At 39.0% G+C, this 24722-nt stretch carries 23 protein-coding genes and 1 pseudogene; 15 read left to right on the top strand and 9 right to left on the bottom strand.

Annotated features, from left to right (window positions below; all coding sequences use genetic code 11):
• The first annotated feature begins 7 nt into the window (after window positions 1–7).
• From NSQ94_RS12280 to NSQ94_RS12270, 3 genes are all read left to right on the top strand, one after another.
• Window positions 8–1993, top strand: a complete 1986-nt coding sequence (locus NSQ94_RS12280) for a penicillin-binding transpeptidase domain-containing protein (protein WP_066250824.1) — start codon at window positions 8–10, stop codon at window positions 1991–1993.
• Between the two features lie 391 nt (window positions 1994–2384).
• Entirely contained in the window at window positions 2385–2540 is a 156-nt protein-coding gene (locus NSQ94_RS12275; RefSeq protein WP_162877044.1) for a hypothetical protein, read from the top strand.
• Window positions 2530–2679 carry a hypothetical protein gene (locus NSQ94_RS12270; RefSeq protein WP_186439327.1) on the top strand — a complete coding sequence of 50 codons (150 nt, stop codon included), beginning with the start codon at window positions 2530–2532 and terminating at the stop codon, window positions 2677–2679. Before NSQ94_RS12275 ends, NSQ94_RS12270 begins: the two co-directional genes overlap by 11 nt.
• Here NSQ94_RS12270 and NSQ94_RS12265 read toward each other — a convergent pair.
• A complete protein-coding gene (locus tag NSQ94_RS12265; RefSeq protein WP_339229227.1) occupies window positions 2676–4445 on the bottom strand; it encodes a B12-binding domain-containing radical SAM protein in 1770 nt (589 codons plus the stop codon). The two genes, NSQ94_RS12270 and NSQ94_RS12265, sit on opposite strands and share 4 nt — an antisense overlap.
• 491 nt (window positions 4446–4936) lie before the next feature.
• Between NSQ94_RS12265 and NSQ94_RS12260 the strand changes: the two genes are divergently transcribed.
• Window positions 4937–5683 carry a FadR/GntR family transcriptional regulator gene (locus tag NSQ94_RS12260; protein ID WP_063389375.1) on the top strand — a complete coding sequence of 249 codons (747 nt, stop codon included), beginning with the start codon at window positions 4937–4939 and terminating at the stop codon, window positions 5681–5683.
• Between the two features lie 109 nt (window positions 5684–5792).
• A pseudogene (locus NSQ94_RS12255) lies at window positions 5793–6123 on the top strand (IS701 family transposase); the annotation flags it as partial.
• Between the two features lie 415 nt (window positions 6124–6538).
• On the opposite strand, the gene NSQ94_RS12250 reads toward NSQ94_RS12255, so the two are convergent.
• Window positions 6539–6775: a hypothetical protein gene (locus NSQ94_RS12250; protein WP_144598530.1), complete on the bottom strand. Its 237-nt coding sequence runs from the start codon at window positions 6773–6775 to the stop codon at window positions 6539–6541.
• A 432-nt stretch (window positions 6776–7207) separates the two neighbouring features.
• Between NSQ94_RS12250 and NSQ94_RS12245 the strand changes: the two genes are divergently transcribed.
• From NSQ94_RS12245 to NSQ94_RS12230, 4 genes are all read left to right on the top strand, one after another.
• Entirely contained in the window at window positions 7208–8437 is a 1230-nt protein-coding gene (locus NSQ94_RS12245) for an IS110 family transposase (protein WP_027725928.1), read from the top strand.
• A 932-nt stretch (window positions 8438–9369) separates the two neighbouring features.
• Complete coding sequence (locus NSQ94_RS12240; protein ID WP_063389374.1) at window positions 9370–10089, top strand: (Fe-S)-binding protein; 720 nt, start codon at window positions 9370–9372, stop codon at window positions 10087–10089.
• Window positions 10090–10107: 18 nt separating this feature from the next.
• Entirely contained in the window at window positions 10108–11541 is a 1434-nt protein-coding gene (locus NSQ94_RS12235) for a LutB/LldF family L-lactate oxidation iron-sulfur protein (RefSeq protein WP_063389373.1), read from the top strand.
• The gene (locus NSQ94_RS12230; RefSeq protein ID WP_066247924.1) at window positions 11538–12257 is read left to right on the top strand and encodes a lactate utilization protein C; all 720 of its coding nucleotides are present in this window, start codon (window positions 11538–11540) and stop codon (window positions 12255–12257) included. Before NSQ94_RS12235 ends, NSQ94_RS12230 begins: the two co-directional genes overlap by 4 nt.
• Before the next feature lie 284 nt (window positions 12258–12541).
• Here NSQ94_RS12230 and NSQ94_RS12225 read toward each other — a convergent pair whose 3' ends face one another.
• Window positions 12542–13543, bottom strand: a complete 1002-nt coding sequence (locus NSQ94_RS12225; protein ID WP_066247926.1) for an acyltransferase family protein — start codon at window positions 13541–13543, stop codon at window positions 12542–12544.
• Between the two features lie 174 nt (window positions 13544–13717).
• Between NSQ94_RS12225 and NSQ94_RS12220 the strand changes: the two genes are divergently transcribed.
• The gene (locus NSQ94_RS12220) at window positions 13718–15874 is read left to right on the top strand and encodes a PAS domain-containing sensor histidine kinase (protein ID WP_066247928.1); all 2157 of its coding nucleotides are present in this window, start codon (window positions 13718–13720) and stop codon (window positions 15872–15874) included.
• Between the two features lies 1 nt (window position 15875).
• Window positions 15876–16370: a methylated-DNA--[protein]-cysteine S-methyltransferase gene (locus tag NSQ94_RS12215; RefSeq protein ID WP_066247930.1), complete on the top strand. Its 495-nt coding sequence runs from the start codon at window positions 15876–15878 to the stop codon at window positions 16368–16370.
• Window positions 16371–16539: 169 nt separating this feature from the next.
• Here NSQ94_RS12215 and NSQ94_RS12210 read toward each other — a convergent pair whose 3' ends face one another.
• Together NSQ94_RS12210 and NSQ94_RS12205 are read right to left on the bottom strand one after the other, a co-directional pair.
• On the bottom strand, window positions 16540–17700 hold the full coding sequence (locus tag NSQ94_RS12210) for a toxic anion resistance protein (RefSeq protein ID WP_339229223.1): 1161 nt from the start codon (window positions 17698–17700) through the stop codon (window positions 16540–16542).
• A gap of 5 nt (window positions 17701–17705) precedes the next feature.
• Complete coding sequence (locus NSQ94_RS12205; RefSeq protein ID WP_063389368.1) at window positions 17706–18332, bottom strand: 5-bromo-4-chloroindolyl phosphate hydrolysis family protein; 627 nt, start codon at window positions 18330–18332, stop codon at window positions 17706–17708.
• A 179-nt stretch (window positions 18333–18511) separates the two neighbouring features.
• Between NSQ94_RS12205 and NSQ94_RS12200 the strand changes: the two genes are divergently transcribed.
• Both NSQ94_RS12200 and NSQ94_RS12195 read left to right on the top strand, forming a co-directional pair.
• A complete protein-coding gene (locus NSQ94_RS12200) occupies window positions 18512–18826 on the top strand; it encodes a YbjQ family protein (protein ID WP_066247932.1) in 315 nt (104 codons plus the stop codon).
• Window positions 18827–19244: 418 nt separating this feature from the next.
• Complete coding sequence (locus NSQ94_RS12195; protein WP_066247934.1) at window positions 19245–19493, top strand: aspartyl-phosphate phosphatase Spo0E family protein; 249 nt, start codon at window positions 19245–19247, stop codon at window positions 19491–19493.
• 22 nt (window positions 19494–19515) lie between these two features.
• Here NSQ94_RS12195 and NSQ94_RS12190 read toward each other — a convergent pair whose 3' ends face one another.
• A complete protein-coding gene (locus tag NSQ94_RS12190) occupies window positions 19516–20247 on the bottom strand; it encodes a ZIP family metal transporter (protein ID WP_063389365.1) in 732 nt (243 codons plus the stop codon).
• 88 nt (window positions 20248–20335) lie between these two features.
• Between NSQ94_RS12190 and NSQ94_RS12185 the strand changes: the two genes are divergently transcribed.
• On the top strand, window positions 20336–20788 hold the full coding sequence (locus NSQ94_RS12185; RefSeq protein ID WP_144598120.1) for a hypothetical protein: 453 nt from the start codon (window positions 20336–20338) through the stop codon (window positions 20786–20788).
• Between the two features lie 205 nt (window positions 20789–20993).
• On the opposite strand, the gene NSQ94_RS12180 is transcribed toward NSQ94_RS12185, so the two are convergent.
• Window positions 20994–22481, bottom strand: coding sequence for an ATP-binding protein (locus tag NSQ94_RS12180; RefSeq protein ID WP_066247939.1), 1488 nt, complete (start codon window positions 22479–22481; stop codon window positions 20994–20996).
• A gap of 174 nt (window positions 22482–22655) precedes the next feature.
• Between NSQ94_RS12180 and NSQ94_RS12175 the strand changes: the two genes are divergently transcribed.
• Entirely contained in the window at window positions 22656–23102 is a 447-nt protein-coding gene (locus NSQ94_RS12175; RefSeq protein ID WP_063389362.1) for a MarR family transcriptional regulator, read from the top strand.
• Between the two features lie 13 nt (window positions 23103–23115).
• Here the strand turns inward: NSQ94_RS12175 and motB are convergent, their stop codons facing one another.
• Together motB and motA are read right to left on the bottom strand one after the other, a co-directional pair.
• Window positions 23116–23895, bottom strand: a complete 780-nt coding sequence (gene motB / locus NSQ94_RS12170; protein ID WP_063389361.1) for a flagellar motor protein MotB — start codon at window positions 23893–23895, stop codon at window positions 23116–23118.
• Window positions 23888–24682: a flagellar motor stator protein MotA gene (motA, locus tag NSQ94_RS12165; protein WP_066248005.1), complete on the bottom strand. Its 795-nt coding sequence runs from the start codon at window positions 24680–24682 to the stop codon at window positions 23888–23890. The genes motB and motA overlap by 8 nt, the downstream gene beginning before the upstream one ends.
• Window positions 24683–24722: the final 40 nt, after the last annotated feature.

Genomic DNA, 24722 nt, shown 5'->3' with positions numbered 1-24722 from the left:
TGTGCGGATTCGAAAGCTTTTTTTTAGTGTTTTTGTCGTGCTGGTGCTTTTTTCGGGATGTTCTAAAGATCCAGAGCCGGAGGATCGTTTTGCAGACTTTGTTGCCAATTGGAGAGACCAAAATTTTTCGGAAATGTATGACCAATTGACTGCCAATGTGAAAAAAAATATCAAAAAAGACGAATTTGTTTCCCGCTATGAAAAAATTTATCAAGATTCAGGTGTGAAACAGCTGAAAATCGACTTTAAGAAACCGAAAGAAGAAATAAAGCCTGATAAAAACGGAAATATTACATTCCCATTTGCTGTTTCAATGGAAACATTAGCGGGGAAAATAAGCTTTGAAAACAAAGCCGTTTTAAAAAAAGAAGAAACAGATAATGGAAACGATTGGCGAATTGAATGGAATCCTTCCTTTATTTTTCCTCAGCTTGATGAGGGAGAAGAAATTTCCATCCAGCCTATCGAGCCGGAAAGAGGGGAGATTTTTGACCGAAATGGAAAAGGACTTGCCATCAATGGCCTGTTGTTTGAAATCGGTGTAGTACCGGGAGAAATGAAGGAGCAAAAAGAAACCATTTTGGAACAAACAGCGAAGCTTCTTGAAGTTTCCAAGGAGGAAATTGAGAGAAAATTATCCCAAGGCTGGGTGAAGGAGGACTCATTCGTCCCGCTGAAAATCGTAAATCCGGCTGATACAGAGCTTGTCAACAAACTTTTAGCCATTCCTTCCGTTAAGAAAAAAAATGTAACGGGAAGAATGTATCCTTTTGGCGAGAGCGCTGCCCACTTGACTGGCTATTTGCGGTCAATGTATAAAGAAGAGCTTGAGAAATATGAGGAAAAAGGGTACAGCTCTTCTGAGCAAATTGGCGCAGCTGGATTGGAGCAAGTTTTTGAAGATGAGCTGCACGGAACGACAGGCTGGATCATCAAAGTAAAAGGAACAGATGAAGTGATCGCCAAAAAAGAAGCTGAGAACGGAAACGATATTTACCTTACAATTGATGCTGATCTTCAGCAAAATATTTACAAAGAATTATCAACTGATTCAGGTGCAAGTGTCGCAATCAATCCAAAAACCGGAGAAACTCTGGCTATGGTCAGTGCGCCGTCCTATGATCCGAACGATTTTCTGACGGAATACAAGAAGAAAAAAGATGATCCGAATAAACCGTTTATGGCTAAGTTCAAAAATTTGTATACACCTGGTTCTGTTTTAAAGCCGCTCACAGCAGCGATTGGGCTCAATACCGGAACGATTGATCCGAATAAAAAGATTTCCATTCCAAAAGATACTTGGCAAAAAGACGGGAGCTGGGGCAATTATTATATTAAGCGGGTTCCATCCCCTGCAACACAAGTTGATTTGCGCGCTGCTCTTGCCTATTCAGATAATATTTACTTCGCCCAGGCTGCTTTAAATATTGGAGCCGAAAAATTTATAAAAGGACTAGAGTCCTTTGCATTTCATGAAAAAATTGATTTTCCGTTTCCTGTTGAAACATCGAAAATTGCAAATAACGGTATGGATAATGAAGTACTTTTAGCCGATTCTGGATATGGACAGGGACAAATTCAAATCACTCCTCTGCATTTAGCATACACCTTTACAGTATTTATTAATGGCGGAAACATGATTAAGCCCGTATTAATAAAAGAAGAAGAGAAGACACCATCCAATTGGAAAAGCCATGTTGTTTCAAAGGAACATGCGAATTTGATTTTTCAAGATTTGATTCAAGTGGTGGAGGATCCGAACGGAACGGCATATAAACCTCGAACTCCAGGATTGAAGCTGGCTGGAAAAACAGGAACGGCAGAGCTGAAAGCGGCAAAAGGAGAAAAAGGTCAGGAAAACGGTTGGTTTGTTGCTGTTGATGCGGATAAAAAAGATCTTTTAATAACGATGATGATTGAACGTGTTGAAGATCGCGGAGGAAGCCATTACGTGGTTTCAAAAGTAAAAAATATTTTCAAAGCTAGAAAGTAAAAAAGGTCAACCATCCATTGCGAAGATGAATAGAATAAACGAATTTCAGTGTTGTCATGAATCGCTTCTTTCATTGTTTGGCAGTTTTACGAAATTACGCCAAATAAGAGCGGTTCTTTTTTTATGCAAACAAAGTGCTAAATCATCACTTTTTTTAGCTGCAAAACAGAAAACGGTCCAAAATTGCCGAATAGCTTGAAGTATAAAGCATCAAAATTGCCGCTTAACCCGTTATAAAAGAAGCACAAAATACCCTTGCGGAGCAAGAAAAAACTTAAGCATTGACGATCGGGCATCCATATGGAAGCACATCCCTTTTTCCATCTTTTATAGAAACAGCTGAATAAATGGTTTGTTTCTGAAAAAGATAAAAAAGAAAGGAGGATGCAGATTGAAGAGGAAACAAGCATATAATCAAGCAGAAAAAACGAGCAAAACACCGACAGAAAGCCTTCCTGAAAAAGAATTTTCAGCATCCTATACAGATGAAGACCCGATGAAAGGGGCTAACCGAAATTCAAAAAAGGGGAAAGCACATGGAACATAATAAAAACGTAAAGAACAAAAAAGATGTGAAACAAGATTTGGAATTTGGCAATGAACTGGGAGATTTTAATGCTGCGAAAATTTACGATATTTTAGAAGAAAACAAAAGAAAAACAAAAACAAAAGGTGAGGGATGTTAAGCTTCCCTCACCTTTTTCAGCGCAGTATACGGAAAAGAAAACATATGCGGCTGGTGATCGCTATAGTTGTAATAAACTAACAAAATTGCCGGCTCTTTTACTAATATCTTTTTTTGCAAATACAGCTCAGGATTAAATGGAAGAATTTCTAAAACCGTATGCTTATATAAATCTTTTTCCGAAAGAGACAGATTTAAAAAGGTTTTTCCAAGCATTTCAGGGTTGGACAGGATAAATTGATAGATTGCTGATTGCTCCTGTTTTTTAAGCTTTTCATCCCACCATGGCTTTCGCGGCTTTTGCTTCTGATTGCGCAAATAATCGTATTTCAGAAACCCTTCAACAGTTGGCAAATGTTCTCGTTTGCGTTCTTGAATAAACGAAAATAATCTTCGAAACAAATCTTCGAGCTGATGACCAATTCTTGCCCATCCGCGTTCATCCCAGTAGGCGCCAAATTCTTGAAAGAAATCAAAAGGCGTCTCAAACACTTCTTCTACTAAATATTCCACTGTCGTGTCCATTCGATGGTCGTTCCAAAATTTCTCAAGAACATCTTCCACCTGTTTAATTTTGAGAATATCTTCAAAAGAGAGAACGTTGTTGCTTAAAATTTCGTATGGCGGTTCATCCATATACACGTAGCCAAAATGTTTAGCTCCAATTCGAAGACCAGTCCCTCTGAGCATTTTTAAAAAACCAAGCTGCAGTTCTTCAGGTCTTAATGCAAACACATCGTTAAAAGTTTTTCGAAAAGAGTTGTAGTCTTCTTCAGGAAGTCCGGCAATTAAATCAAGGTGCTGATCTATTTTTCCGCCTTGTTTGATCATCGTCACCGTTCTGGACAGTTTTGCGAAGTTTTGCTTACGTTTCACTAATTCGTTTGTGAAATCGTTTGTTGATTGAACGCCGATCTCAAATCGGAAAAGTCCTTTCGGTGCGTTGTCATTTAAAAATTGAATCACTTCCGGGCGCATAATGTCGCCAGTTATTTCGAACTGGAACACGACGCCCGGAACATGTTCATCAATTAAAAATTGAAACATGTCCATCGCATATTTCCGGCTGATGTTAAACGTTCGGTCGACAAATTTAATTGTTTTCGCACCGTTTTTCATTAAATAGCGAATATCTTCCTTGATTTTCTCCCGATCAAAATAACGAACCCCAACCTCAATGGAAGATAAGCAAAATTGGCAGTTGAAGGGGCAGCCGCGGCTCGTTTCAATATAAACAATCCGTTTGCTAAGATGTGGCACATCTTCATCAAATCGAAAAGGCGACGGCATCATTCGCAGATCAATTTTGTTCCTCTGCGGATTTATAATGACTGCTCCGTCTTTTCGAAAAGCTAAACCGCTCACGTTTTCCCATTCTTGGTTTCCATGTGCTTCCCGCAAAAACTGCTTAAACGTTTCTTCCCCTTCTCCTACGATAATAAAATCAATCTCTGGGATTTTTTCAAGCCATTCTTTCGTATCATAGGATACTTCAGGCCCACCAAAGACAATGATGGTTTCCGGCTTTATTTTTTTCAGTATTTTCGCCACTTTGATTGTTTCTGTAATGTTCCATATGTAACAGCTAAAACCGATTATGTCCGGTTTTTTTCGAAACAAATCTGTTACAATGTTCATCGCGGGATCTTTTATCGTATATTCTGCCATTTGAACTTGAAATTCTGGCTCGGCATATGCTTTTAAATAACGTATAGCCAAGTTCATATGAATGTATTTGGCATTTAATGAACTGACAATGATGTTCATATTTCCACACCTTTTTCATAATGGATATTGAGAAGTAGCGATTTTCTACATTATTGTAACATATTCTTTTCAAATAAGAAGAAGCAGGGATTCACCCTTTTGATAAGTTTTTCGTACGCGTTCTTTTCCGTTTCTATCAATCACCTTAACAAGTCTACAGCTATAAAGCATATTCGTCGAGTGTTTTTGTCATTTTAACTGGTACAGTAAAAGTGAGTTACATATTAGACGTTCGTAACGGATGAAGCATTGTTTAAGAGTTTAGACAAATTTCTCTTTTTTTATGATGAAGTTTCATTCAGTCATTTGCGCGATTTCGGAGACACAGGTCTATGATTCCTTCCAAAAAAGTTGTCAAAAAAGAAAAAGTTTATGGTTAGACGCTGTTATTTTTTCGCCAACACTTTGATTTTTATAAGTCTTTTCCAGTAAAATAAATGTACCGATATTTTGGACTTCATTTTGTTTAGTTGAACTTTGGGGTGAAGCAAATGGAATATAAACAAATCAAACCGAGAAAGCTTTATGAAGAAGTGGCGGAAGCCCTTTTAGATATGATTAAAAAAGGAGAAATAAAACCAGGAGAAAAATTGGAATCCGTTCATCAGCTTGCTGAAAATTTTCAAGTCGGCCGTGCAGCGATTCGTGAAGCATTAAGCGCATTACGAGCAATGGGGATTGTTGAAATGAAACAAGGGGAAGGAACGTTTGTAAAAGAGTTTGATCCCATGTCATTCACGTTTTCTCTTTCGACAGCGGCGTTAATGAATATGAAAGATATTGAACATTTATTAGAGGTTAGAAAAATATTAGAAGTCGGTGCTGCATTTACTGCTGCAGCAAAGCGGACGGAGCAAAATCTTCATGATATGAAAGCTGCGCTTGACGAAATGCTTATCCATATAAACGATGAAGAATTAGGAGAAAAAGCGGATTGGAAGTTTCATAAAGCGATCGCAGCCGCTACGCAAAACCCCATTTTATTAAGCTTAATGAACAATGTAGCCGACATGATTGTTGAAACGATGCGGGAAACACGAAAAATTTGGCTTTATTCAGAGCAAGTAACCGCAGAACGAATTTTTCAAGAGCATAAAGCCATCTTTACAGCAATTGAACAACAAAACGCGGAAGAAGCACAGCATTTAATGCTCGCACACCTGACAAATGTTGAAAAGGTTTTGAAAAAACATCATAAAGCCCATATAAAAACAGGGGCTAAAACAGAGTCTTTTTAACTAGGAATTGACATATGATGCAAGCGTTTTTACACATGCCGTCTCTGACTTGAACTGACAAAAGAACTGTTGTTTTTTGCGGCAATAAAAAATTTTTCGGGAGAAACCCGTTTGGGCAGCACTGAAAACCAACCGCATCCTGTATCCACAAGGAATTCGTCCATCCGTCAAAGAATTTGCCCGTTACATCGATGTTTCCGATACCCACCTCGTGACCGTGGGAGGGGAAACGTATCGAGTGTATCGCTACGAAGGGGCATTGAACGACATTCCAAATGCGGTGGTATTGTTTTGTTGGAAAACCGATCAACCGATGACGAGCGAGCATTTGCGTTGTTTTTTAAGTACAGACACAAAAACTGAGTGATCAGGCTATTCTTGAATACTATGCGAAACGCTGGTCGATCGAAAGCTACTTTCGGCAAACGAAAGAAACATTAGGGGCTGTCCAGAAAGTCAAAATCCATTGAAAACGGAACATCATAAGCATTGATATATCAACATTTCTAAAACATTAAAGGGCGTCTATAAGCCGGAAAATCGATTATTAGACAGCCCCGACATGAGCGAGCCATTAAACGATATTGGACCATCGTACAATTTACGTATATCTATTGCATGACAGAACATTCAAGTGATTTTTCAACCGGTCTTGCGAGTGTAAGATCGAGAAAAATTCACAATCTCACTGAGTTTATTTATTACGAAGCCCAACGAGGAGTGCCACTAGATTCCATTAAAAACCAGTTACGAGTGGCATTAGGGTATTTTTGTTTTCTTTTTAAAGATGGTAATAAATGTAATGGGATTTACTCATCTACAGTTTAAGTTTAAAAGAAAAAATCTACATAAAGATTATGTAGATTTATTTTTTTGTTCTTCTCTTATTTGCAAAAGTTTAGGTATTTTCTCACTAAAAATTGTTTCAATGTCATTGATTATATTTTCTTTTGTAATGTCTTCTGTAGAATATTTAAAATTTCCAAGCTTCCCATAAATTATTTTTAGAAATGATTTTGCATCTTCTTCAGAAAGTTTTTCAATTATAGCTAAAATATCATCTAAATCCAATCTTTCATTAGGGTTCTCCATAACATTACCTCCTCGTATACTAAGTTTCAGAAAGTTTTTTTATCGAATTTCCAGTCCGATACGCTCCTTGACAATCGCATATCTTGGGTGGTTGCCTTTGTGGGAGGGGCGCGCCCCTCCCACAAAGGGTTGAGCGTACCGGGGTTGGACTTTTCGCAATGTTCCTGGATAATGGTCTTAGGATCATCGGGGATACTCTTCTCACTCCTGTAGCTTTGACTACTTGTAAAGTCTGTCTCCTCGGCCCCTGTTTGGACGTCTAACCCGCAGGCTGTTCCCGTTGGTTTTCCCCATGCTGGAAGGAGCAGCTTCCAGGGCAGCCCATGGTCCAACGTGAGTTCTCATATGCGAGGGTGACTGGTCAACAGGCGCGATCCGGGGGCATCCCGAAGAGTCCTACCCCTCGATCCTACAACAATAGGAGGTGATCTCATGAAACTCTACGTCGGGATCGACGTGAGCTCACGCGACTTAGCCACCTGCATTATGGATCATGAAGGAAATACGTGCGCACGCTTCAAAGTGGATAATCATCTTCTGGGCGCCACCTTCCTTCGGGATCAAATCCTCCTGTGGGCTAACAAGCGAAAGCCAACCGAAATTCTGATCGGGATGGAAGCCACCTCGGTCTACAGTTGGCATCCAGCTATGTTTTTCCACCAGCAGGAGGCCTTGCAGGCTTGGAACGTCAAGGTGTTTACGATCAATCCAAAGCTCATTCGCAAGTTTAAAGAAGCCTATGTCGACTTGGAGAAAACGGATGACATCGATGCTTGGATCATTGCGGATCGGCTTCGCTTCGGCCGTCTGAAGATGACGGCTGTCCTCAAGGAGCAGTTTCTCGCGCTTCAGCGACTGACACGCATGCGATATCATCTCGTCCACCAGTTAACCCGTGAGAAACAGTATTTTCTCCAGCACTTGTTTTACAAATGCAGTTCCTTTACCCAAGAGGTGGACAGTTCGATCTTCGGACATGCCATTCTCGAACTGCTGCTTGAGTCGTGGAGCCTCGATGACATCTGCCAAATGGATGTCAAGCAGTTGGCCGACTTCCTGCGCCAAAAAGGGCGCAATCGCTTTGCCGATCCGGAATGCATCGCCAAGTCGATTCAAAAGGCGGCCCGTTCGTCGTATCGGTTGTCCAAGTGTGTCGAGGATTCCATCGACTTGCTGTTAGGGCTGTCGATTCAATCAATCCGCAGCCTGCAATCGCAGCTCAAAGAGCTCGATAAAGCCATTACCCGCCATCTTGAAGGCATTCCGAACACACTGCAAACCATCCCAGGCATCGGACCGGTTTATACCGCAGGCATCCTGGCCGAAATCGGGCAAATCGAGCGGTTTCACAACCAGGCCGCCTTGGCAAAATATGCCGGCTTGACATGGTCCAAGCACCAATCGGGCCGTTTTCAAGCCGAGGACACCTCCCTCATTCGTTCCGGCAATCGCTATCTCCGTTACTACCTAGTGGAGGCTGCCAACTCGGTGCAACGGCATGATGCGACGTTTCGTGCGTACTACCGGAAGAAGTATGAGGAAGTGCCCAAACACCAACATAAACGAGCCCTCGTCCTCACCGCTAGAAAACTCGTGCGTGTGATCGATGCGCTGCTACGCAACGGTCAAATCTACACGCCAAGAAAGGGGGAAGATCGATAAGAGGATCGATCTGGTATACCAATATCAACCTTTAGACCCAGTTTATTACATGTACCAATACTGGGTTTCTTCAGTATTGCCTTTTTTCGGATCATCGGACAAGGGAATTTCCAATTTCTATGATTTTTCACCTTGACATATTACCGCAGGACTTTAATCATTACACTTATATTCTATCGAAAATAACACAATATATAATATGGGAAAATGGTATAATTTGTTATATAAAAATAGAGACTAGGAAATTTAATTACTAATTTCGGGTCTTTTGGGGGGGAAGCGGAATTTGACAAGAGGATACTTTGGAGTTTTCAATGCCATTTTCAAAAAAATACATGCCAAATAAACCCACATATGTATATTCGAATTAATAAGCAAAAAATAAAAATGGTTCTGTTCGTCAATATCTACAAATATGTCGTACATTTCGTGTAGACAATAAAGTTCGGCAACAAACGCTTTATAATCTAGGGAGGTTAGAGCATTTATTAGAGAATGGCTCTGTCGATAAATAAATCGAGGGATTAATCAAATTTTCAGAGCGTTACTTTGACCGAATTCACGGGCAAGGCTCTTCCTCTTCTTTCTCCGTGCTTTGGACAAAAGAGTTTGGGCCGGTTTATCTGTTCCGAAAGGTATGGGAAAAGTTAGGGCTTGGTCGGCTATTATGTAAAATCATGGATGATTCCGAGGCTGCTTCTCAGTATGACGAAGCCGTTTTTGCCATGGTGTTAAACCGTCTCATGGATCCCAATAGTAAGCATGATATCTTCAAACAATGGATCGACACGGCGGCTTTTTTTATGAATAAAGCAAGCATATTCCTTTCTAGTCATCAGATGACCTGTTGACTAAAGATAAAAAAAGCGATAAAGTGAAAAGAAAAGGGTTACATCTTAGTTGAAACTGTTTCACAAGGCGGGGGGAGCAAATTGAAAGTTTCATTATTTGTCACATGTTTAGTGGATGTATTTAACGGTTCAGTAGGCAAAGCAACAGTTGAGCTTTTAGAAAGACTTGGATGCGAAGTAGAATTTCCGGAAAGCCAAATTTGCTGCGGACAGCCTGCCTATAACAGCGGATATGTTCAAGCGGCAAAAGAAGCGATGAAAAATATGATTCTCACCTTTGAACATGCCGATTATGTTGTCACACCTTCCGGATCATGTGCCACGATGTTTAAGGAATATCCGCACATTTTTGATGAAGATCCGGTTTGGAAAGAAAAGGCGCAAAAGCTTGCAAATAAGACGTATGAATTAACACAGTTTATTGTAGATGTTTTAAATTTGGAAGATGTGGGCGCAACATTAAAAGGAAAAGCAACCTATCATACATCATGTCATATGACCCGTCTTCTTGGAGTTCAGGAGGCACCATTTAAATTGCTGGCAAACGTGAAGGGGCTTGAATTGGTTCCGCTTCCAAATGCATATGATTGCTGCGGCTTTGGCGGAACGTTTTCCGTCAAAATGGAACAAATATCTGAACAAATGGTTGATGAAAAAGTTCGGCATATTGAGGAAACCGATGCCGACTATTTAATCGGGGCAGACTGCGGCTGCTTAATGAATATCGGGGGGAGAATAAGCAGGAAAAATAAACAAGTCAAGGTCATGCACATTGCTGAGGTGTTAAACAGTATCGAATAATGGAGGGGGGAAAGCAGGATGGCAATGAAAATTTCGGATCAGCCGTTTGATCAAAGGGTGCAAAAAAATATTGAAAACGATTTTATGAGAAATGCAGTCCAAGATGCTCAAGAAAGGCTGAGAAAAAGACGTCTGGAAGCTGCTGAAGAGCTTGGCAATTGGGAAGAATGGAGATCGCTCGGTGAACAAATCAGAAAGCATACATTGGAAAATTTGGACTATTATTTACACCAGTTAAGCGAAAATGTTGCAAAAAGGGGCGGACATGTTTTTTTTGCTCAAACAGCGGAGGAAGCGAACGATTACATCCAAAGTGTTATCAAGAAAAAAAAGGCTCGCAAAATTGTCAAATCGAAATCGATGGTGACGGAAGAAATTCATATGAATCAATGTTTGGAGGAAGCGGGCTGTGAAGTTATTGAAACGGATCTAGGCGAATATATATTGCAGATTGATGATCATGATCCGCCTTCGCACATTGTAGCCCCAGCCCTGCATAAAAATAAGGAACAAATTCGAGATGTGTTTCAGCGAAAACTTGGGTATGAGAAAACAGAAAAGCCTGAGGAGCTTGCACTCCATGCGAGAAAAATGCTTAGGGAGGAATTTTTAACAGCGGATGTCGGCATCACAGGATGCAATTTTGCCATTGCCGAGTCTGGATCGTTTTGTTTAGTGACAAATGAGGGAAATGCCCGCATGGTGACGACCATTCCGAAAACACAAATAACTGTCATGGGGATGGAAAGAATAGTTCCAACATTCGAAGAACTTGATGTGCTTGTCAGTCTTTTGACAAGGAGTGCAGTCGGTCAAAAATTAACGAGCTATATAACGGTTTTAACTGGTCCGAAACAAAAAGAGGATGTTGACGGACCGGAAGAATTCCATTTGGTGATTGTTGATAACGGACGAAGCAAAATTTTAGGAACTGAATTCCAGCCTGTTCTTCAATGCATTCGTTGTGCAGCGTGCATTAACGTCTGTCCTGTATATCGGCATATAGGCGGCCACTCGTACGGATCGATTTACCCAGGTCCGATTGGTGCTGTATTGACGCCGCTTTTTGGTGGTTATGATGATTTTAAGGAATTGCCTTATGCTTCCACACTATGTGCCGCTTGTACGGAAGCATGCCCCGTAAAAATTCCGCTTCATGAACTTCTCCATAAGCATCGGCAAGTAATTGTCGAGCGGGAAGGACGAGCGCCAATAAGCGAGAAGCTGGCGATGAAGGCATTTGGAATAGGAGCATCGAATCAAAAACTGTATCAGTGGGGAACAAAACTGGCGCCAGCAGCCCTCAAACCGTTTTCGAAAGACGGGAAAATTTCCAATGGACCAGGTCCTTTGAAAAATTGGACGTCCATACGTGATTTCCCGGCACCGGAAAAAAACAGCTTTCGCGAATGGTTTCACAATCGTAAAAAAGAAAGTGGTGATCGTTCATGAACGGAACGATTCAAAATCGAGATTCGTTTTTGCAGATGATAGCTCAAAGGTTAGGACGAAATCCCCGGAAGGAAGGGGTGGAACGGCCCAGCTGGTCATTTCACCCTCAAGAAAAAACACTTGCTGGTTATTCTTCCGACGAACTGGTTGATGCATTTATAAAACAATGTAAAAATGTTCATGTCGATGTATACAGAACGACTTCCAAATCATTGAAAAATACGCTGAAAGAGGCGATTGCTTTTTATGGAGGCGGTCCGATTGTGACGTGGGACGATCATCGGTTTGAAGCATTCGGGCTGATGCCTTTTTTATTGGAGGAATTGCCAAACGAAGGAACAGACGTGCATATATGGGATCCTGAGCTTGGAAAAGAAAATATTCAAATTGCGGAAAGAGCAAATATCGGAATTACGTTCAGCGATTATACACTGGCTGAATCCGGAACGGTTGTCTTGTTGAATGGGGGAGGGAAAGGAAGGGCGGTCAGCCTTTTGCCGACAACGTATATTTCCATTATTCCGAAAAGCACGATCCTCCCTAGAATGACACAGGCCGCCAGAAAATTTCATCAAATGGTGGAAAAAGGCGAAACGATTTCTTCCTGCATTAATTTTATTACAGGACCGAGCAATTCAGCGGATATTGAAATGAACTTAGTGGTTGGCGTACATGGGCCAATTAAAACAGCCTATCTCATTATTGAAGATTGCTGAATGGATTGACTAAAAAATTGAACATCTGGCGAAGTCCATCGAGGGGCCTCGCCAGATTTTTTTGGCAAATGTTCGAATTTTCCATACCCCGCTAGGACCTCTGACTTATGACTTGTTTTTAAAGTTAGAAAGTTTAGGAACTGCGACGCCTTTGAAGTTATTTCTCTAACTACTCTAGATTGTTGTTTCAGCATCTCGGACTGTAGAAAAGACCTATTTCTGAAAAGCTATTAGAAGCCGTTCTATTTATGTGATGTGACTGTCTGTGTGCGTCAGCCCCGGTCTTATAAGCCTTTTACTATTTTTTTTAGCATTGTCGCTCGAAGTTCAATGATTGGCTGTGCGATCGTTTTGACAAAGCGGCTCGACAGCAAGAATGTAACGACAATTGAAACAATGGCGAATACCGTGATGCTTTCTATTTCTGTAAGCCAGCTTTCAAGTTCGCTGTCTCTGAACGATTGAATGATAAATCCGTGCAATAAATAAACGTAAAAAGTTCTTGTGCCCCATTCAGTGAAAAATTGACGCTTTTTCGGTATTAACGAGAAAAATCCGAACGTCGTAATCAAAGTAAGAAAATAAAATCCGAGCCGCACCAGCCCTGAAAAGATATCCGTTTCGCCAAAAGCTGAATAAGGCATGGAACCGAACAGCCACTCATACTCAAAAGGCAAATAGAAATACGTCACAAATGTAAGCAACAGAGCACTTGCCCCTAAAGATCTTGCAGGCAGCTTCGTCATCATGGCAAAATGTTCTTTCTTTAAATAAAAACCTATTAAAAAAATAGGAAAAAAGACTAGTGTACGTGACAAGCTCAAATAGTTGCTGATGAAATCAAAATATCCAGCTGCAATACCGATAAAGAACGAAAGTCCTAAAGCGACCAATTTATTCAATTTAGAAAACGGGATCAGCATGACGTTCCAGAAAAACAAACTTATTAAAAACCAGAGGGACCAGTGCGGATTCAAAGGATCAATTGAATGGAGCAGATTGTCGCCTTTAATCAAAACATAATAAACTGTATAGATGCCATGAAAAATGAAATATGGCAAAATGAGTTTTTTTGCTATTTTTTTAACGTATCCCTGTTTGTTAAACCCTTTGGCAAAAAAGCCGGAAATTAAAATGAACGCAGGCATATGAAACGTGTAAATAAATTTGTATATGTTCATCATAATGTAATTGTCTTCAATCATCGATCGAATAAAATGGCCGAACACGACAAGAAGAATTAATATAAACTTGGCGTTATCAAAGTAGCTGTTCCTCTCATTCATGTTATCACCTTCAAAAAAAGTTTCGATTTAAAATATAAGACAAATTCAACATTTTGTAAACAGTCGTACTGAAAGGTACATCGAATTGACTAAATTGACAGTGCATGAAGGATTCTAACGTAATTTGTAGAAAATGTAAATATATTGAGAGTGTTAAAATGAGAGGTGGGAAGTTTGAAGCAAAACATTGCAGCCATTGAAGAAGATTTGTTGACAAAGCGTTTAAAAAAAGCGCAACAAGAAAATGAAAAATTAAAAAAATATTACGAAATTTTCGATCGATCAATAGATGCTATGGTGCTTTTAGATCATCACGGCAAGTTTTTTCAAGTAAATCAGTCAGCATGCCGCCTTTTTGAAATGGAAAAAGAAGTCATACTAGAGAAGTCGATAGATGATTTTGTAGCAGCTCTGCCAGGAAACGAATTTATAAAAAATTTTTCTGATCATGAAAAACAGCAATATGCGGAACTCATGTTAAAACTGGAAAACGGCCGAATCAAATATGTTGAATACAGCATCATTGAGAACATTTACGGCACATACAATCTTGCTATTTTTCGGGATGTTTCTTCGAAAAAAATTCTTGAACAGGAACGATCGATCAATGAACAGCTGTTTCCGGATTTATTTGACCGTGCTGTTGACGGCATTGTCATTTTTGATTACGAAGGATTTATTATAGATGCCAATCAATCATTTTGTACAAGCTTTTGCATTCCGAGTGATGAACTCAAAAACTATAAATTTTCAGATTTTATCGAAGATGAGAAAATGAAAAAATATTTTTATGAAGTATTGTTTGAAAAAGGAAAAATGAAAGGAGAAATGCCTGTCCGATTAAAAGACGGAACGCGAAAAATTTTTGAATTTACGACCACGTCAAACATTTTACACGGATTTTACATGTCGATATTGCGCGATATTACAGAGAAGAGGCTTATGGAACAGCAAATTTTGAAGAGTGAAGAAAGGTTTAGAGAAATTTTTGAAAATGCTCTTGATGCCATCCTTATTTGGGATCATTTTGGAAATATTATACGCGCGAATCAATGGGCTTGCCGCATATTTGAACTCCCCTTTGATGAACTGTTGAAAAGCAATTTAATGCGATTTATCAATGCAAATGATCCAAAGTTTTTGCAGGTGAAAGATGAATATTTAAAATCTGGTGCCATCCGGGAAGAATTAATGTTTTACATGCCGAACGGACAAAAGAAGCAGCTCGAATTCACATCAAAATACAACCCGAAGGAAAAAACCCATATGACCATATTGCGAAATATCAGCGACCGGAAACGAATGGAAAAAGAATTGCGTGAAAGTGAACAAAAATTCCGGAATGTGTTTAACGGAGCGATGGACGGCATTCTTCTGTTTAATGATGATTGGGTGATTGTTGATGCCAATCCTGCTGCAATGCAAATTTTAGGATTAACACAAGATCAAATTGGACGTGATTGCATATTCCGATTTTTTCCCATTCATTTTAAAAGTGATTGGAAAATGGATGGGTTGACGAAAGAATTTGCGATTACGGTGAAAAATAAGCAGGAAAGAATTCTCGAATGTTCATTTAAACGCCACATTATTGAAAATATGAATTTAGTTATATTTCGCGATATCACTGAAAGAAAAGAAATCGAAGAGCGGCTGAGAAAATCGGACACTCTCAATATTGTTGGGGAATTGGCAGCCGGAATAGCCCATGAAATCCGCAATCCAATGACAGCGTTAAAAGGATTTATCCAGCTGCTGCAAGGAAGCATAAAAGAAGATTATTCCATGTATTTCAATGTCATTACTTCTGAGCTGAAGCGAATTGAATCAATCATTGATGAATTTCTTATTTTGGCGAAGCCTCAAGCTGTTCGATTTGAACAAAAAAATATTGTGAAAATCATGAAAGATACGATAGAATTATTAAATGCACAGGCTATTCTAGTAAATGTGCAAATTCATTTAGACTACGGGGAAGTGCCGGAAATATTTTGCGAACCCAATCAATTAAAACAAGTTTTTATTAACATATTAAAAAATGCAATCGAAGTGATGCCAAATGGAGGCAATATTTATGTTTCGATCACAAAAGAAGATGATCACCGGGTTCAAATTTCCATTCAAGATGAAGGGCCAGGCATTCCAAAAAATAAACTGAAGCGGCTTGGGGAGCCGTTTTATACAACGAAAGAGCGGGGAACAGGCCTAGGTCTTATGGTAAGCTACAAAATAATTAAAGAGCACAATGGGAAAATTGATGTCAAAAGCAAAGTAGGGTATGGAACGACATTTTATATTTCGCTCCCTATCAATGGTCAAGAAGGTGTGTAGGATGTACTTTTTGCATACAATGAACAGCCCTATTGGTACGATCGGGATTATAGAGGAAAAGAATCGAATTGTCTCTTTGTTGATGGATGAGCAGGAGCTTACAGAGCTTCTGGCATCTTCAAAAGTTGTGGAACATAAAACGGATCTATTGGAAGAGGCAGCGAAACAGCTTAAGGAATATTTTCAAAGAAGACGAAAAATATTTTCCCTTCCCATTTTTCCAAAAGGCACTTCATTTCAGCAAAAAGTATGGAAAGAGTTGATGAACATTCCATACGGTGAAGCTAGAAGCTATCAATATGTTGCAGATGGGATCGGAAATCCGAAAGCTGTTCGGGCAGTTGGCCAAGCCAATAAAGCGAATCCTATCCCGATCATAATTCCTTGCCATCGGGTGATTGGCAAAAACGGAGCGCTTGTAGGCTATGCAGGCAATCAAACGGATAAAAAAGCTTTTTTGCTGCAATTAGAGCAGTGCAAAAATTGGGCATCATAGAACCTTTCAAAATGAAAAACTCTGCGATGCCTGCGCAGAGTTTTTAAAAAATTTGCTGTTTTTACGATGTAAATGCTGTGCCGGCATTTAAAAAAGCTTGGACGAATCACTCAACAGCTGTATATGTGTAAAATCTTTCCTCTATAAAAATCATCCCGGTTTTTCTTTTTTATTCTTGTTTAAATTGCAATAGTCTCGTTTTTAAGTCTTTCTCGAGCTGCATTAGTTCTTGCTCAGCCTGCTGCCTTTTTAGACGTCCATCCTGTTGGATCCTGAGCGTTTCTTCGATTGTTGAAATTAGGTCGTCCTGTGTTTTTTTCAACGTTTCAATATCGACGATGCCTCGTTCATTTTCCCTGGCTGTTTCAATTGTGTTTGCTTTCAGCATTTCTGCATTTTTCAAAAGCAGCTCGTTCGTCGTTTTCGTCACTTGCTTTTGGGCCTCCAGTGCTCCTTTTTGCCGATATAAGGTGAGAGCGATCGCAATTTGGTTTTTCCATAAAGGAATAGACGTCAAAATGGAGGATTGGATTTTTTCCGCTAATGTTTGATTCATATTTTGAATCATCCGGATTTGCGGAGCCGTTTGGATTGTAATTTGCCTAGATAGCTTTAAATCATGGATCCGTTTTTCCAACCGATCAGCAAATTGAAGCATGTCGTTTACTTCTTGAACCGCCATTTGATCTCCAGTTGTTTCCGCTTTTTTTTGCAATTCCGGTATTACTTTTGTATGGAGCTCCTCCAATTTTAATTCACCAGCAGCGATGTAAATGTTTAGCGCGTGAAAGTATTCCTTATTATGCTCATATAAACGATCGAGCAATTGAATATCGGACATCAGCGCTTTTTTTGAATTTTCCAGCCGGACTGTAATGCGTTCGATTTGTGCCCCGATTTTTTGGTATTTGGATAAAATTTCATTGATCGAACTAGATATTTTCTTGAAAAGACGAGAAAAGAAGTTTCGTTTTTCCGGTTTTAATTCTTCCGGGTTTACTTGTTCGAGTTTGCTCATCAGCTCTTTTAAAATATCGCCTATAGGCCCGATATCCTTTTTTTGAACATAGTCCAGCATTTCGTGGGAAAAACTGGAGAGCTTTTGCTGAGCGGAAGCCCCAAATTGGACGATCGAATGCCGGTTTTTGTAATCAATTTGAGCTGCCAGCTGTGCAGCCTTTGCTTTATGCTCCTGTGAGAGCATGTCGATAAATTTTTTCGGCTGTTCTTCTTCGCTGACTGCTAAAGGTGATGCGGGCTTATCTTCTTTTTCTCCAAATGGGTCCTTTAATAGATCATCTAATAGATCCAACTCTTTCTTTTCTTCCAACGTAATCACCTATCTTTCCATTTCGTTGTTTGTTTTTTCGCAACATTTAATTCAAATTGAAGATGTTCGATATCATTCGATAAAACGGTGATTAAATCTTTCTCCAATGATTCGCAAATTTGATTCAACATCTGTTTCGTTTCTTCCAATGATGATTTAACGTTCTGATCGCGGATCGGCTGGGCGGAAAGAAACGTATACTTTTCTGCAAGCTCCACGCAAGAATCTAAATGATAGAAAAAGAATGATTCGCCTTGATAGAAGCGTTTCGGCTCCTTTTCAACGACATGATATATACGTTTGGAAAGCCTGATTGCTTCGACAAGCTGCTGAATCGTTCCGAGCGATCGGGCTCTAAATAAGGTGCGCTGCAGTCGGGCAATTTTTTGTCTTGCTTCTTTTAAATTTTCCTGTACATATTTGTATTCACTGGCTGTCAATCCGTTTTGCTTCAGCCAATTTCTTTTTTGCAGCCATTTGGTGATATAATAGACGATAATACCGCCTGCAACAGCATACAAAGACGATTGAATGAAAGCTTGGTCAAATCCTAAAAACAAGGCAAACCAAAGAACAGACATCGAACAAACAGCAATAAAACTTCTTATGAAAAACAAGAATATCGATTTCATGATCCTACCCCTGTCAGCATTATTTAATAAATTTACGAACAAACGGAAAGCAAGGTTTCGCTTTTTACTACAATTTTACTACAATTTAGACAAAAAGTAGAATGATTTGTGAATCGGAATGGAACGAAACGTTTTTTCAAACGTAATAAAGTAAAAAAATAAATAATGGAGGGAAATCCATGATTATTACAACAACCAATTCTTTGCAAGGAAAGGAAATTGAAGAATACTTGGGGATTGTCAGCGGTACAACCATTCTTGGTGCAAACATTGTCCGCGATTTTTTGGCAGGCATTACGGATATTGTCGGCGGCAGAAGCGGCGCATATGAAAGCAAGCTTTCAGAAGGAAGGGAAATAGCTATTGAAGAAATGACAGCGAAAGCTAGAAATCTGGGAGCCAATGCTGTGATTGGAGTGGATCTTGACTTTGAAACATTACGAGATGGGATGATGATGGTTGTAGCAACTGGAACAGCTGTAAAAATCCGATAAAATTGCGCTGTTTTTTAGGCTTGTCATTGTGATGATAGAAATAAGCGCAGCTTTTCTTAATGAAAGGAAAGAAATTTCCGACAATATTTTAAATAGAAAACAAGCATCTTATCATTGCTCAAATATTGTCCTCCGACCTATAAAACGGCAGCGGTTATTGAGGCAATAAGCTTTGGTCTGCTGTCAGCGAGTAAAAAAGAAGTCGAATTTTTTCTTTTAAAAAGTCTTTTGGATAAGCTTTTTATGACTGTATGAATGATTTGACAATCCTCCTTACATAAATATTAAAGAGGATTGTCAAATACTTGTGTAAAAATATTGTCTAAATTTGCGAATCTATTTACAAAAATAGTAGAATCTGTAATAATAACCGAGTGCGTGTCTTTAGACCGCGAGATTTGGAAGGAGGATATGAGAAATGGCAACGGAAGAAGAGCTGCGCAAAGAAAAGCTGTTCATAGAAATCATAATAAAAAGGCAAAAAATGATTGAAATGGCTCAAATAAACGGGATGAACAGCAAAGAGACGATTGAGCTGAGCCAAGAACTGGACAAGCTTTTAAACAAATACCAGCAAATGGTAAGCAGCGATGAGAAAAATCAATCGATTTTCCACCCTATGAAATGGACATTAACAAATCCTTTTGTTGCAACGGTTGAAAAATAAAGAAAACTCATACTTGACAAGCTTAAAAAAGTTCAGTCAGCACAATCATAAATAAAATTCCGAAAATAAAAGAATATGTCGAAGTCAATTCATGACCATCGCCGTGGCTTTCCGGAATCAATTCTTTATAAATGATAAAAAGCATTGCTCCTGCAGCAAAAGCAAGACCGTAAGAAACTAAAGATTCAACAAATGTTGTTAAATAAAACCCTATTAGAGATGTGACAATCTCGATCGCTCCTGTCAACGTTGCAATGAAAAAGGCTTTGATGCGGGAAATGTTCTGATTGATTAAAAAAAGAGCAACTAATAAGCCTTCTGGTGCATTTTGCAGCCCGATTGCAAGAGCAATTAGATGACCTAAATCTTGTTTCTCTGAGGCATAACTTACTCCGACAGATAGACCCTCCGGGAGATTATGTAAGGTGATCGCCGAGATAATGAGCAATGCTTTTTCGTCAAATTGTATTCCTTCTTTCGTATGCTCCAGTTCAATGTGAGGAATATTTTTCTCTAAAATTGTTAATATAAGCACTCCAAGTATTAATCCGATGCACATTTTCATTATATTTCCGTTTGCTAATGCTTCAGGTATCAACCCCCTCATGGAAGCAGCCATCATAATCCCAGCGCTGAATGCTAATAATAAATCTCTTCCTCTATGTTTAATCGTTTTTTGCAAAAAAAGAATCGGGACAGCCCCTAAACCTGTAGACATTGCTGATAAAAAACTCCCAATATATACGTCGTACATAAAATCGTACCCCTTTTCAGAAAAAATAAATTTTGATAATAATGTTTTATAATAGATTTGTTATTTTATCAATAGAAGGAGATTTTATATGAAAGAAACGCTCTTATTCATTGTAGAACTGATTAATGATTTTCATGACAATATTATCCATTTGGTAGAAATGGCTGGTTTTCAATTAACAGATAAACAGCTGCATTTTTGGATCATCGGCATTTTCGGCATGGTTATCTTTTTCATTACACATGTGGTATTTAAATATATAGCAAAATTCGGCATTTTATGTATATCGTTTATTTATACAATGACCGTACTAGTTGTCATAGTGTTTGCCATTGAGATTCAACAAAAAATAACGAATAGAGGAAATATGGAATTTGAAGATATTGTGCAAGGTCTATGGGGATTTCTCGCTCTGTTCTTCGCTTTTTTGAGCATTTATATCGTTTATAAAGGTGCAGTAAAAATAATAGGAAAAACACGTTCTCAAAAAGGAAGAAAAGGAAAAAGCGGAAGCCGCATGTCAAGATATCATTCATCGTAAGAAAATGATTGGGTACGACTCAGCATTTTTTAGCCCCGATCCTCTAATCGGTTTTTGATTCAAAAATAGATAAAAGAAGGTAGAAACCGTCGCTTTCATCGGTTTCTACCAATCCTGCATCAAATGCATCATCAAGCATTTTTAGATGCGGCTTACATTAGAACAAGAAGGCTGTTTTTCGCCTAGTTCAGAATCACATCGAGCTTCAGCTTTTATTTGATAGCGGCAGCTTTATCGTCACGGTTGTGCCGACATTCAATTTGCTTTCAATCTCAATGGTGCCGCCATACATATCGACAATGCGTTTGCATATTGCCAGTCCAAGTCCGGTGCCGCTGTCTTTCATCGTAAAAAATGGGTCAAAAATTTTTTCCATCATTTTTTCAGGAATCCCTTTCCCTGTATCGATCACTTTGATAACTGCAAGATTTGCTTCTTTTTTGACAATCAATTCTAATGATCCGTTCATGTCCATTGCTTCTAAAGCATTTTTCGTTAAATTTAACAAAACTTGTTTAATATGATTTTTTGTACAATAAATCCGAATAGGATTATGCCGATCCATATGAACTTGAAAATTTGTTCGATGGAGATTGATTTCCGATTTAATGATCGGCATGACTTCGTCGATAATCTGATTTAAGTCGTACAGTTTGTGTTTATGAGCGGTTGGTTTTCCGAGAACGAGAAATTCGCTCACAATTTCATTGATTCGGTCGATCTCTTTTTCTATGACGGAAAAATAATGCTGATCTTCTTCTGACTGATATTTTTTCTTTAACAGTTGAATAAAACCGCTAATTCCAGTTAAAGGATTTCGGATTTCATGCGCTGTGCTGGCAGCGAGAGTACCGACCAGTTCAAGCTTTTGCGCTTTAATTTTTTCTTCTTCCAATCTTGCTTTACGTTTCAGCAAATAATATTGGATCAACAAAAAAATAATATTAAAAAAAATGTATACAATGGCGGCATAAGTTAAAACAACTTGAGAGATTTCCAACGGCTTGACCGGAGCGACCGACGCTTTCAGCACCCATGGAAGCTGGGTAATATCAGTTTGAACAGATTTTTCGGAAGAGTCCTTTTCTTTTTCGCCTGCACTGAAAAGAAAGTTGTTCTTCGTGTCGCTCACCACGATATATAAATCTGGGCTCAGTACGTTCATAATATTTTGTATATAGTTTATGCTTAATGTGGCGTATAAAACGCCATTTACATCTTTTTGCTGATTTACAATCGGGGTGCAGATCGTGATAAGCTTTTTATCGTGAACTTCTGAAATAGCAGTCTTTTTTGTTGCGAGCGCAGATTGAAAACATTTTTCCGAAGAGATGTCATGATGTAATGAAACGGGTTGAGTGCCGATTTTTATTGTTCCGTCTGCATTTGCGATATACAGGCCGGTAAAGCGGGGTTCTTGTTGTAGGGTTTCTTTTAGAGCTCTTTGAATTTGGTTTGGATTATTTTCTTGATCTATGAATAACGCCATTGTTTCCATTCTCGTTTTTGTTTCCGAGATTAAGCGGTCAATTTGACTTTGATGAATGTCTAGCATATATACGGCTTCTTTTTCATGTTTCGAAAAGAGAATATTTTTTTGTTTTTCCCATATGATAAACGAAATCAGAAAAGTGGGCAGGATTACGATCAAAATGTAAAGCAAAACCTTATGGCGATGTGTTAAGTCCAGCATTTCTTTAAACTCCTTCTTTTTCATCAACCTTTTTATTATAGCATGATCTTTTGAAAGAAGATCGGGGTTAAAAAAAGTTTTTTTATTCTGAAATTTTCTATGCAGTGATTGACAATAATGAGAAGTTTCACTATTATAATTCAAGACATTGAAATACTAAAGGAATGATGAAAGTTGGCTAAGGAAAACAGCAGTATTGAAAAATCTCTAAAATTTTTTATCGTTCTTTCACGTGCTTATCGCGCAATGAATGATCAAGTTAGCAAGCACATTCAATCATATGGATTAAACTTAACGGAATTTGCCGTTTTAGAGCTTTTGTATCATAAAGGAGATCAGCCACTTCAACAAATCGGCGGAAAAATTCTTTTAGCTAGCGGCAGCATTACGTATGTTATTGATAAATTAGAGCAAAAAGGGCTGTTAGTTCGAAAAGCATGCCCAAAAGACCGCCGTGTCACATATGCAGCAATAACGGAAAAGGGGAGAAAATGGATTGAAGAAATCTTTCCTTCTCATCAAGAGATGATTGATTCGATCGTGAATATTTTGACAGAAGATGAGAAGGAAACAGCGATTAATCTATTAAAAAAAGTAGGGTACCATGCGAAAGAAAAATGAAAGCGGAACCGGCTTAATTCGGCTCCGCTTTTTTATTGTTTGGAAGAATTAGAATTTCCACCCGTCTGTTTTTTTGTCTTCCTTCTGCTGTATCATTGGAAGCAACGGGTTTGTATTCGCCGTATCCTTTCGCACTGAACTTGCTTGGGTCGAGATTTTTGTTTTCTAAAATAATTTTCATCACATTTACGGCTCTCATAACACTTAAATGCCAGTTTGAATCAAAGTTTGAATTATGAATCGGTACATTGTCTGTATGTCCGCTGATAACCACGTTGCGGGCACTGCCCATGGCGAGCATTTTGGCAATGTCAGTAGCCAAAATTTCATCTTTTTTTCTCACTTTGGCGCTGCCCGAATCAAACAATATATCGTCCCGAATCGTGATTAACAAACCCTCTTCGTTTAGTGATGTTTTAATATTGTTTTTCAAGTTGTTTTCTTCAATGTATTGATTAAACCGATTTTGAACTTCCGCTAATTCCTCTTGATCGCTGTTTCCCGATTCATCATTGTCATGAGGCTCATTTTGCACTTTTCCATTTTGTTTGTTTTCTTCGATGTTTTCCATTTCTTGTTGTGGTAGAGGGCTCGGATATTCTAAAACGCTTATGCCTCCGTCAAAATTGGAATTGAAAGCTCTTGCCAAACGTTCAAATTTTTGGGCATCTATCGAACTGAGAGCAAATAGGACGATAAAGAGCGCAAGCAAAAGGGTTAAAATATCGGCATAGGGAATAAGCCAGCTTTCATCTGTATGATGGTCATTGCGGTTTTTTTTTCTACTACGCATCGGACGTAACACTTCCTTCATCAGAAATCTTTGCCCGCTCTTTTTCAGGAAGATAAAATGCCAATTTTTGCTGAATCGTCCGCGGTGCCTGTCCTTCTAAAATGGAAAGAATGCCTTCGATCATCACCTGGCGGACGAGCACCTCCTGCTGGGATTTCCTTTTCAGCTTGTTCGCAAACGGGTGCCATAAAACATATCCTGTAAAAATTCCGAGCAAAGTAGCAACGAACGCGGCGCTGATCGAATGTCCGAGCTCCTCAATATTTTCCAAATTGGCTAGTGCGGCAATCAAACCTAATACAGCTCCTAATACGCCAAGAGTCGGAGCATACGTGCCGGCCTGAGAAAAAATGGCGGCGCCTGCTTCATGCCGCTCTTCCATTGCATTGATTTCTTCTGTCATAACATCTCGGATGAACTCGGCAGACTGACCGTCCACAGCCATGCTTAAACCGGTCTTTAAAAATGGGTCATCTATTTCCTGAAGCTTAGCTTCCAGCGCCAACAATCCTTCTTTCCTTGCGATTTGCGCCCATTCAGAGAAAAGGACAATCAACTCTTGAATCGTATAAGTTTGTGTGTCTTTAAATAAGACGCGGAATAATTTCGGTACTCTTTTAATTTCATTTGTCGGAAAGGCAATAACGACCGCAGCAATCGTTCCGATGATAATAATGACGATAGCTGCCGGATTGATTAAGACGGAAAGACTGACACCTTTTAAAACCATGCCGACAATAATTGCCATAATTCCTAAAAAAATGCCGATAATTGATGTTTTGTCCATGTTCATCAAATCCTTCTTCTTTCTATATTCAATTATTATA

Origin of the sequence: Aeribacillus sp. FSL K6-2833 (genome assembly GCF_037965815.1) — a bacterium.
GTDB lineage: Bacteria > Bacillota > Bacilli > Bacillales > Aeribacillaceae > Aeribacillus > Aeribacillus composti.
This window is presented reverse-complemented; position numbering and strand designations above follow the sequence as displayed.

Excerpts from the sequence above, each read along its gene's own strand:
- NSQ94_RS12270 (WP_186439327.1), top strand. The coding sequence starts at position 2,530 with ATGGAACATAATAAAAACGTAAAGAACAAAAAAGATGTGAAACAAGAT.
- NSQ94_RS12265 (WP_339229227.1), bottom strand. The coding sequence starts at position 4,445 with ATGAACATCATTGTCAGTTCATTAAATGCCAAATACATTCATATGAAC.
- NSQ94_RS12260 (WP_063389375.1), top strand. The coding sequence starts at position 4,937 with ATGGAATATAAACAAATCAAACCGAGAAAGCTTTATGAAGAAGTGGCG.
- NSQ94_RS12250 (WP_144598530.1), bottom strand. The coding sequence starts at position 6,775 with ATGGAGAACCCTAATGAAAGATTGGATTTAGATGATATTTTAGCTATA.
- NSQ94_RS12245 (WP_027725928.1), top strand. The coding sequence starts at position 7,208 with ATGAAACTCTACGTCGGGATCGACGTGAGCTCACGCGACTTAGCCACC.
- NSQ94_RS12235 (WP_063389373.1), top strand. The coding sequence starts at position 10,108 with ATGGCAATGAAAATTTCGGATCAGCCGTTTGATCAAAGGGTGCAAAAA.
- NSQ94_RS12230 (WP_066247924.1), top strand. The coding sequence starts at position 11,538 with ATGAACGGAACGATTCAAAATCGAGATTCGTTTTTGCAGATGATAGCT.
- NSQ94_RS12225 (WP_066247926.1), bottom strand. The coding sequence starts at position 13,543 with ATGAATGAGAGGAACAGCTACTTTGATAACGCCAAGTTTATATTAATT.
- NSQ94_RS12215 (WP_066247930.1), top strand. The coding sequence starts at position 15,876 with ATGTACTTTTTGCATACAATGAACAGCCCTATTGGTACGATCGGGATT.
- NSQ94_RS12205 (WP_063389368.1), bottom strand. The coding sequence starts at position 18,332 with ATGAAATCGATATTCTTGTTTTTCATAAGAAGTTTTATTGCTGTTTGT.
- NSQ94_RS12200 (WP_066247932.1), top strand. The coding sequence starts at position 18,512 with ATGATTATTACAACAACCAATTCTTTGCAAGGAAAGGAAATTGAAGAA.
- NSQ94_RS12195 (WP_066247934.1), top strand. The coding sequence starts at position 19,245 with ATGGCAACGGAAGAAGAGCTGCGCAAAGAAAAGCTGTTCATAGAAATC.
- NSQ94_RS12190 (WP_063389365.1), bottom strand. The coding sequence starts at position 20,247 with ATGTACGACGTATATATTGGGAGTTTTTTATCAGCAATGTCTACAGGT.
- NSQ94_RS12185 (WP_144598120.1), top strand. The coding sequence starts at position 20,336 with ATGAAAGAAACGCTCTTATTCATTGTAGAACTGATTAATGATTTTCAT.
- NSQ94_RS12180 (WP_066247939.1), bottom strand. The coding sequence starts at position 22,481 with ATGCTGGACTTAACACATCGCCATAAGGTTTTGCTTTACATTTTGATC.
- motB (WP_063389361.1), bottom strand. The coding sequence starts at position 23,895 with ATGCGTAGTAGAAAAAAAAACCGCAATGACCATCATACAGATGAAAGC.
- motA (WP_066248005.1), bottom strand. The coding sequence starts at position 24,682 with ATGGACAAAACATCAATTATCGGCATTTTTTTAGGAATTATGGCAATT.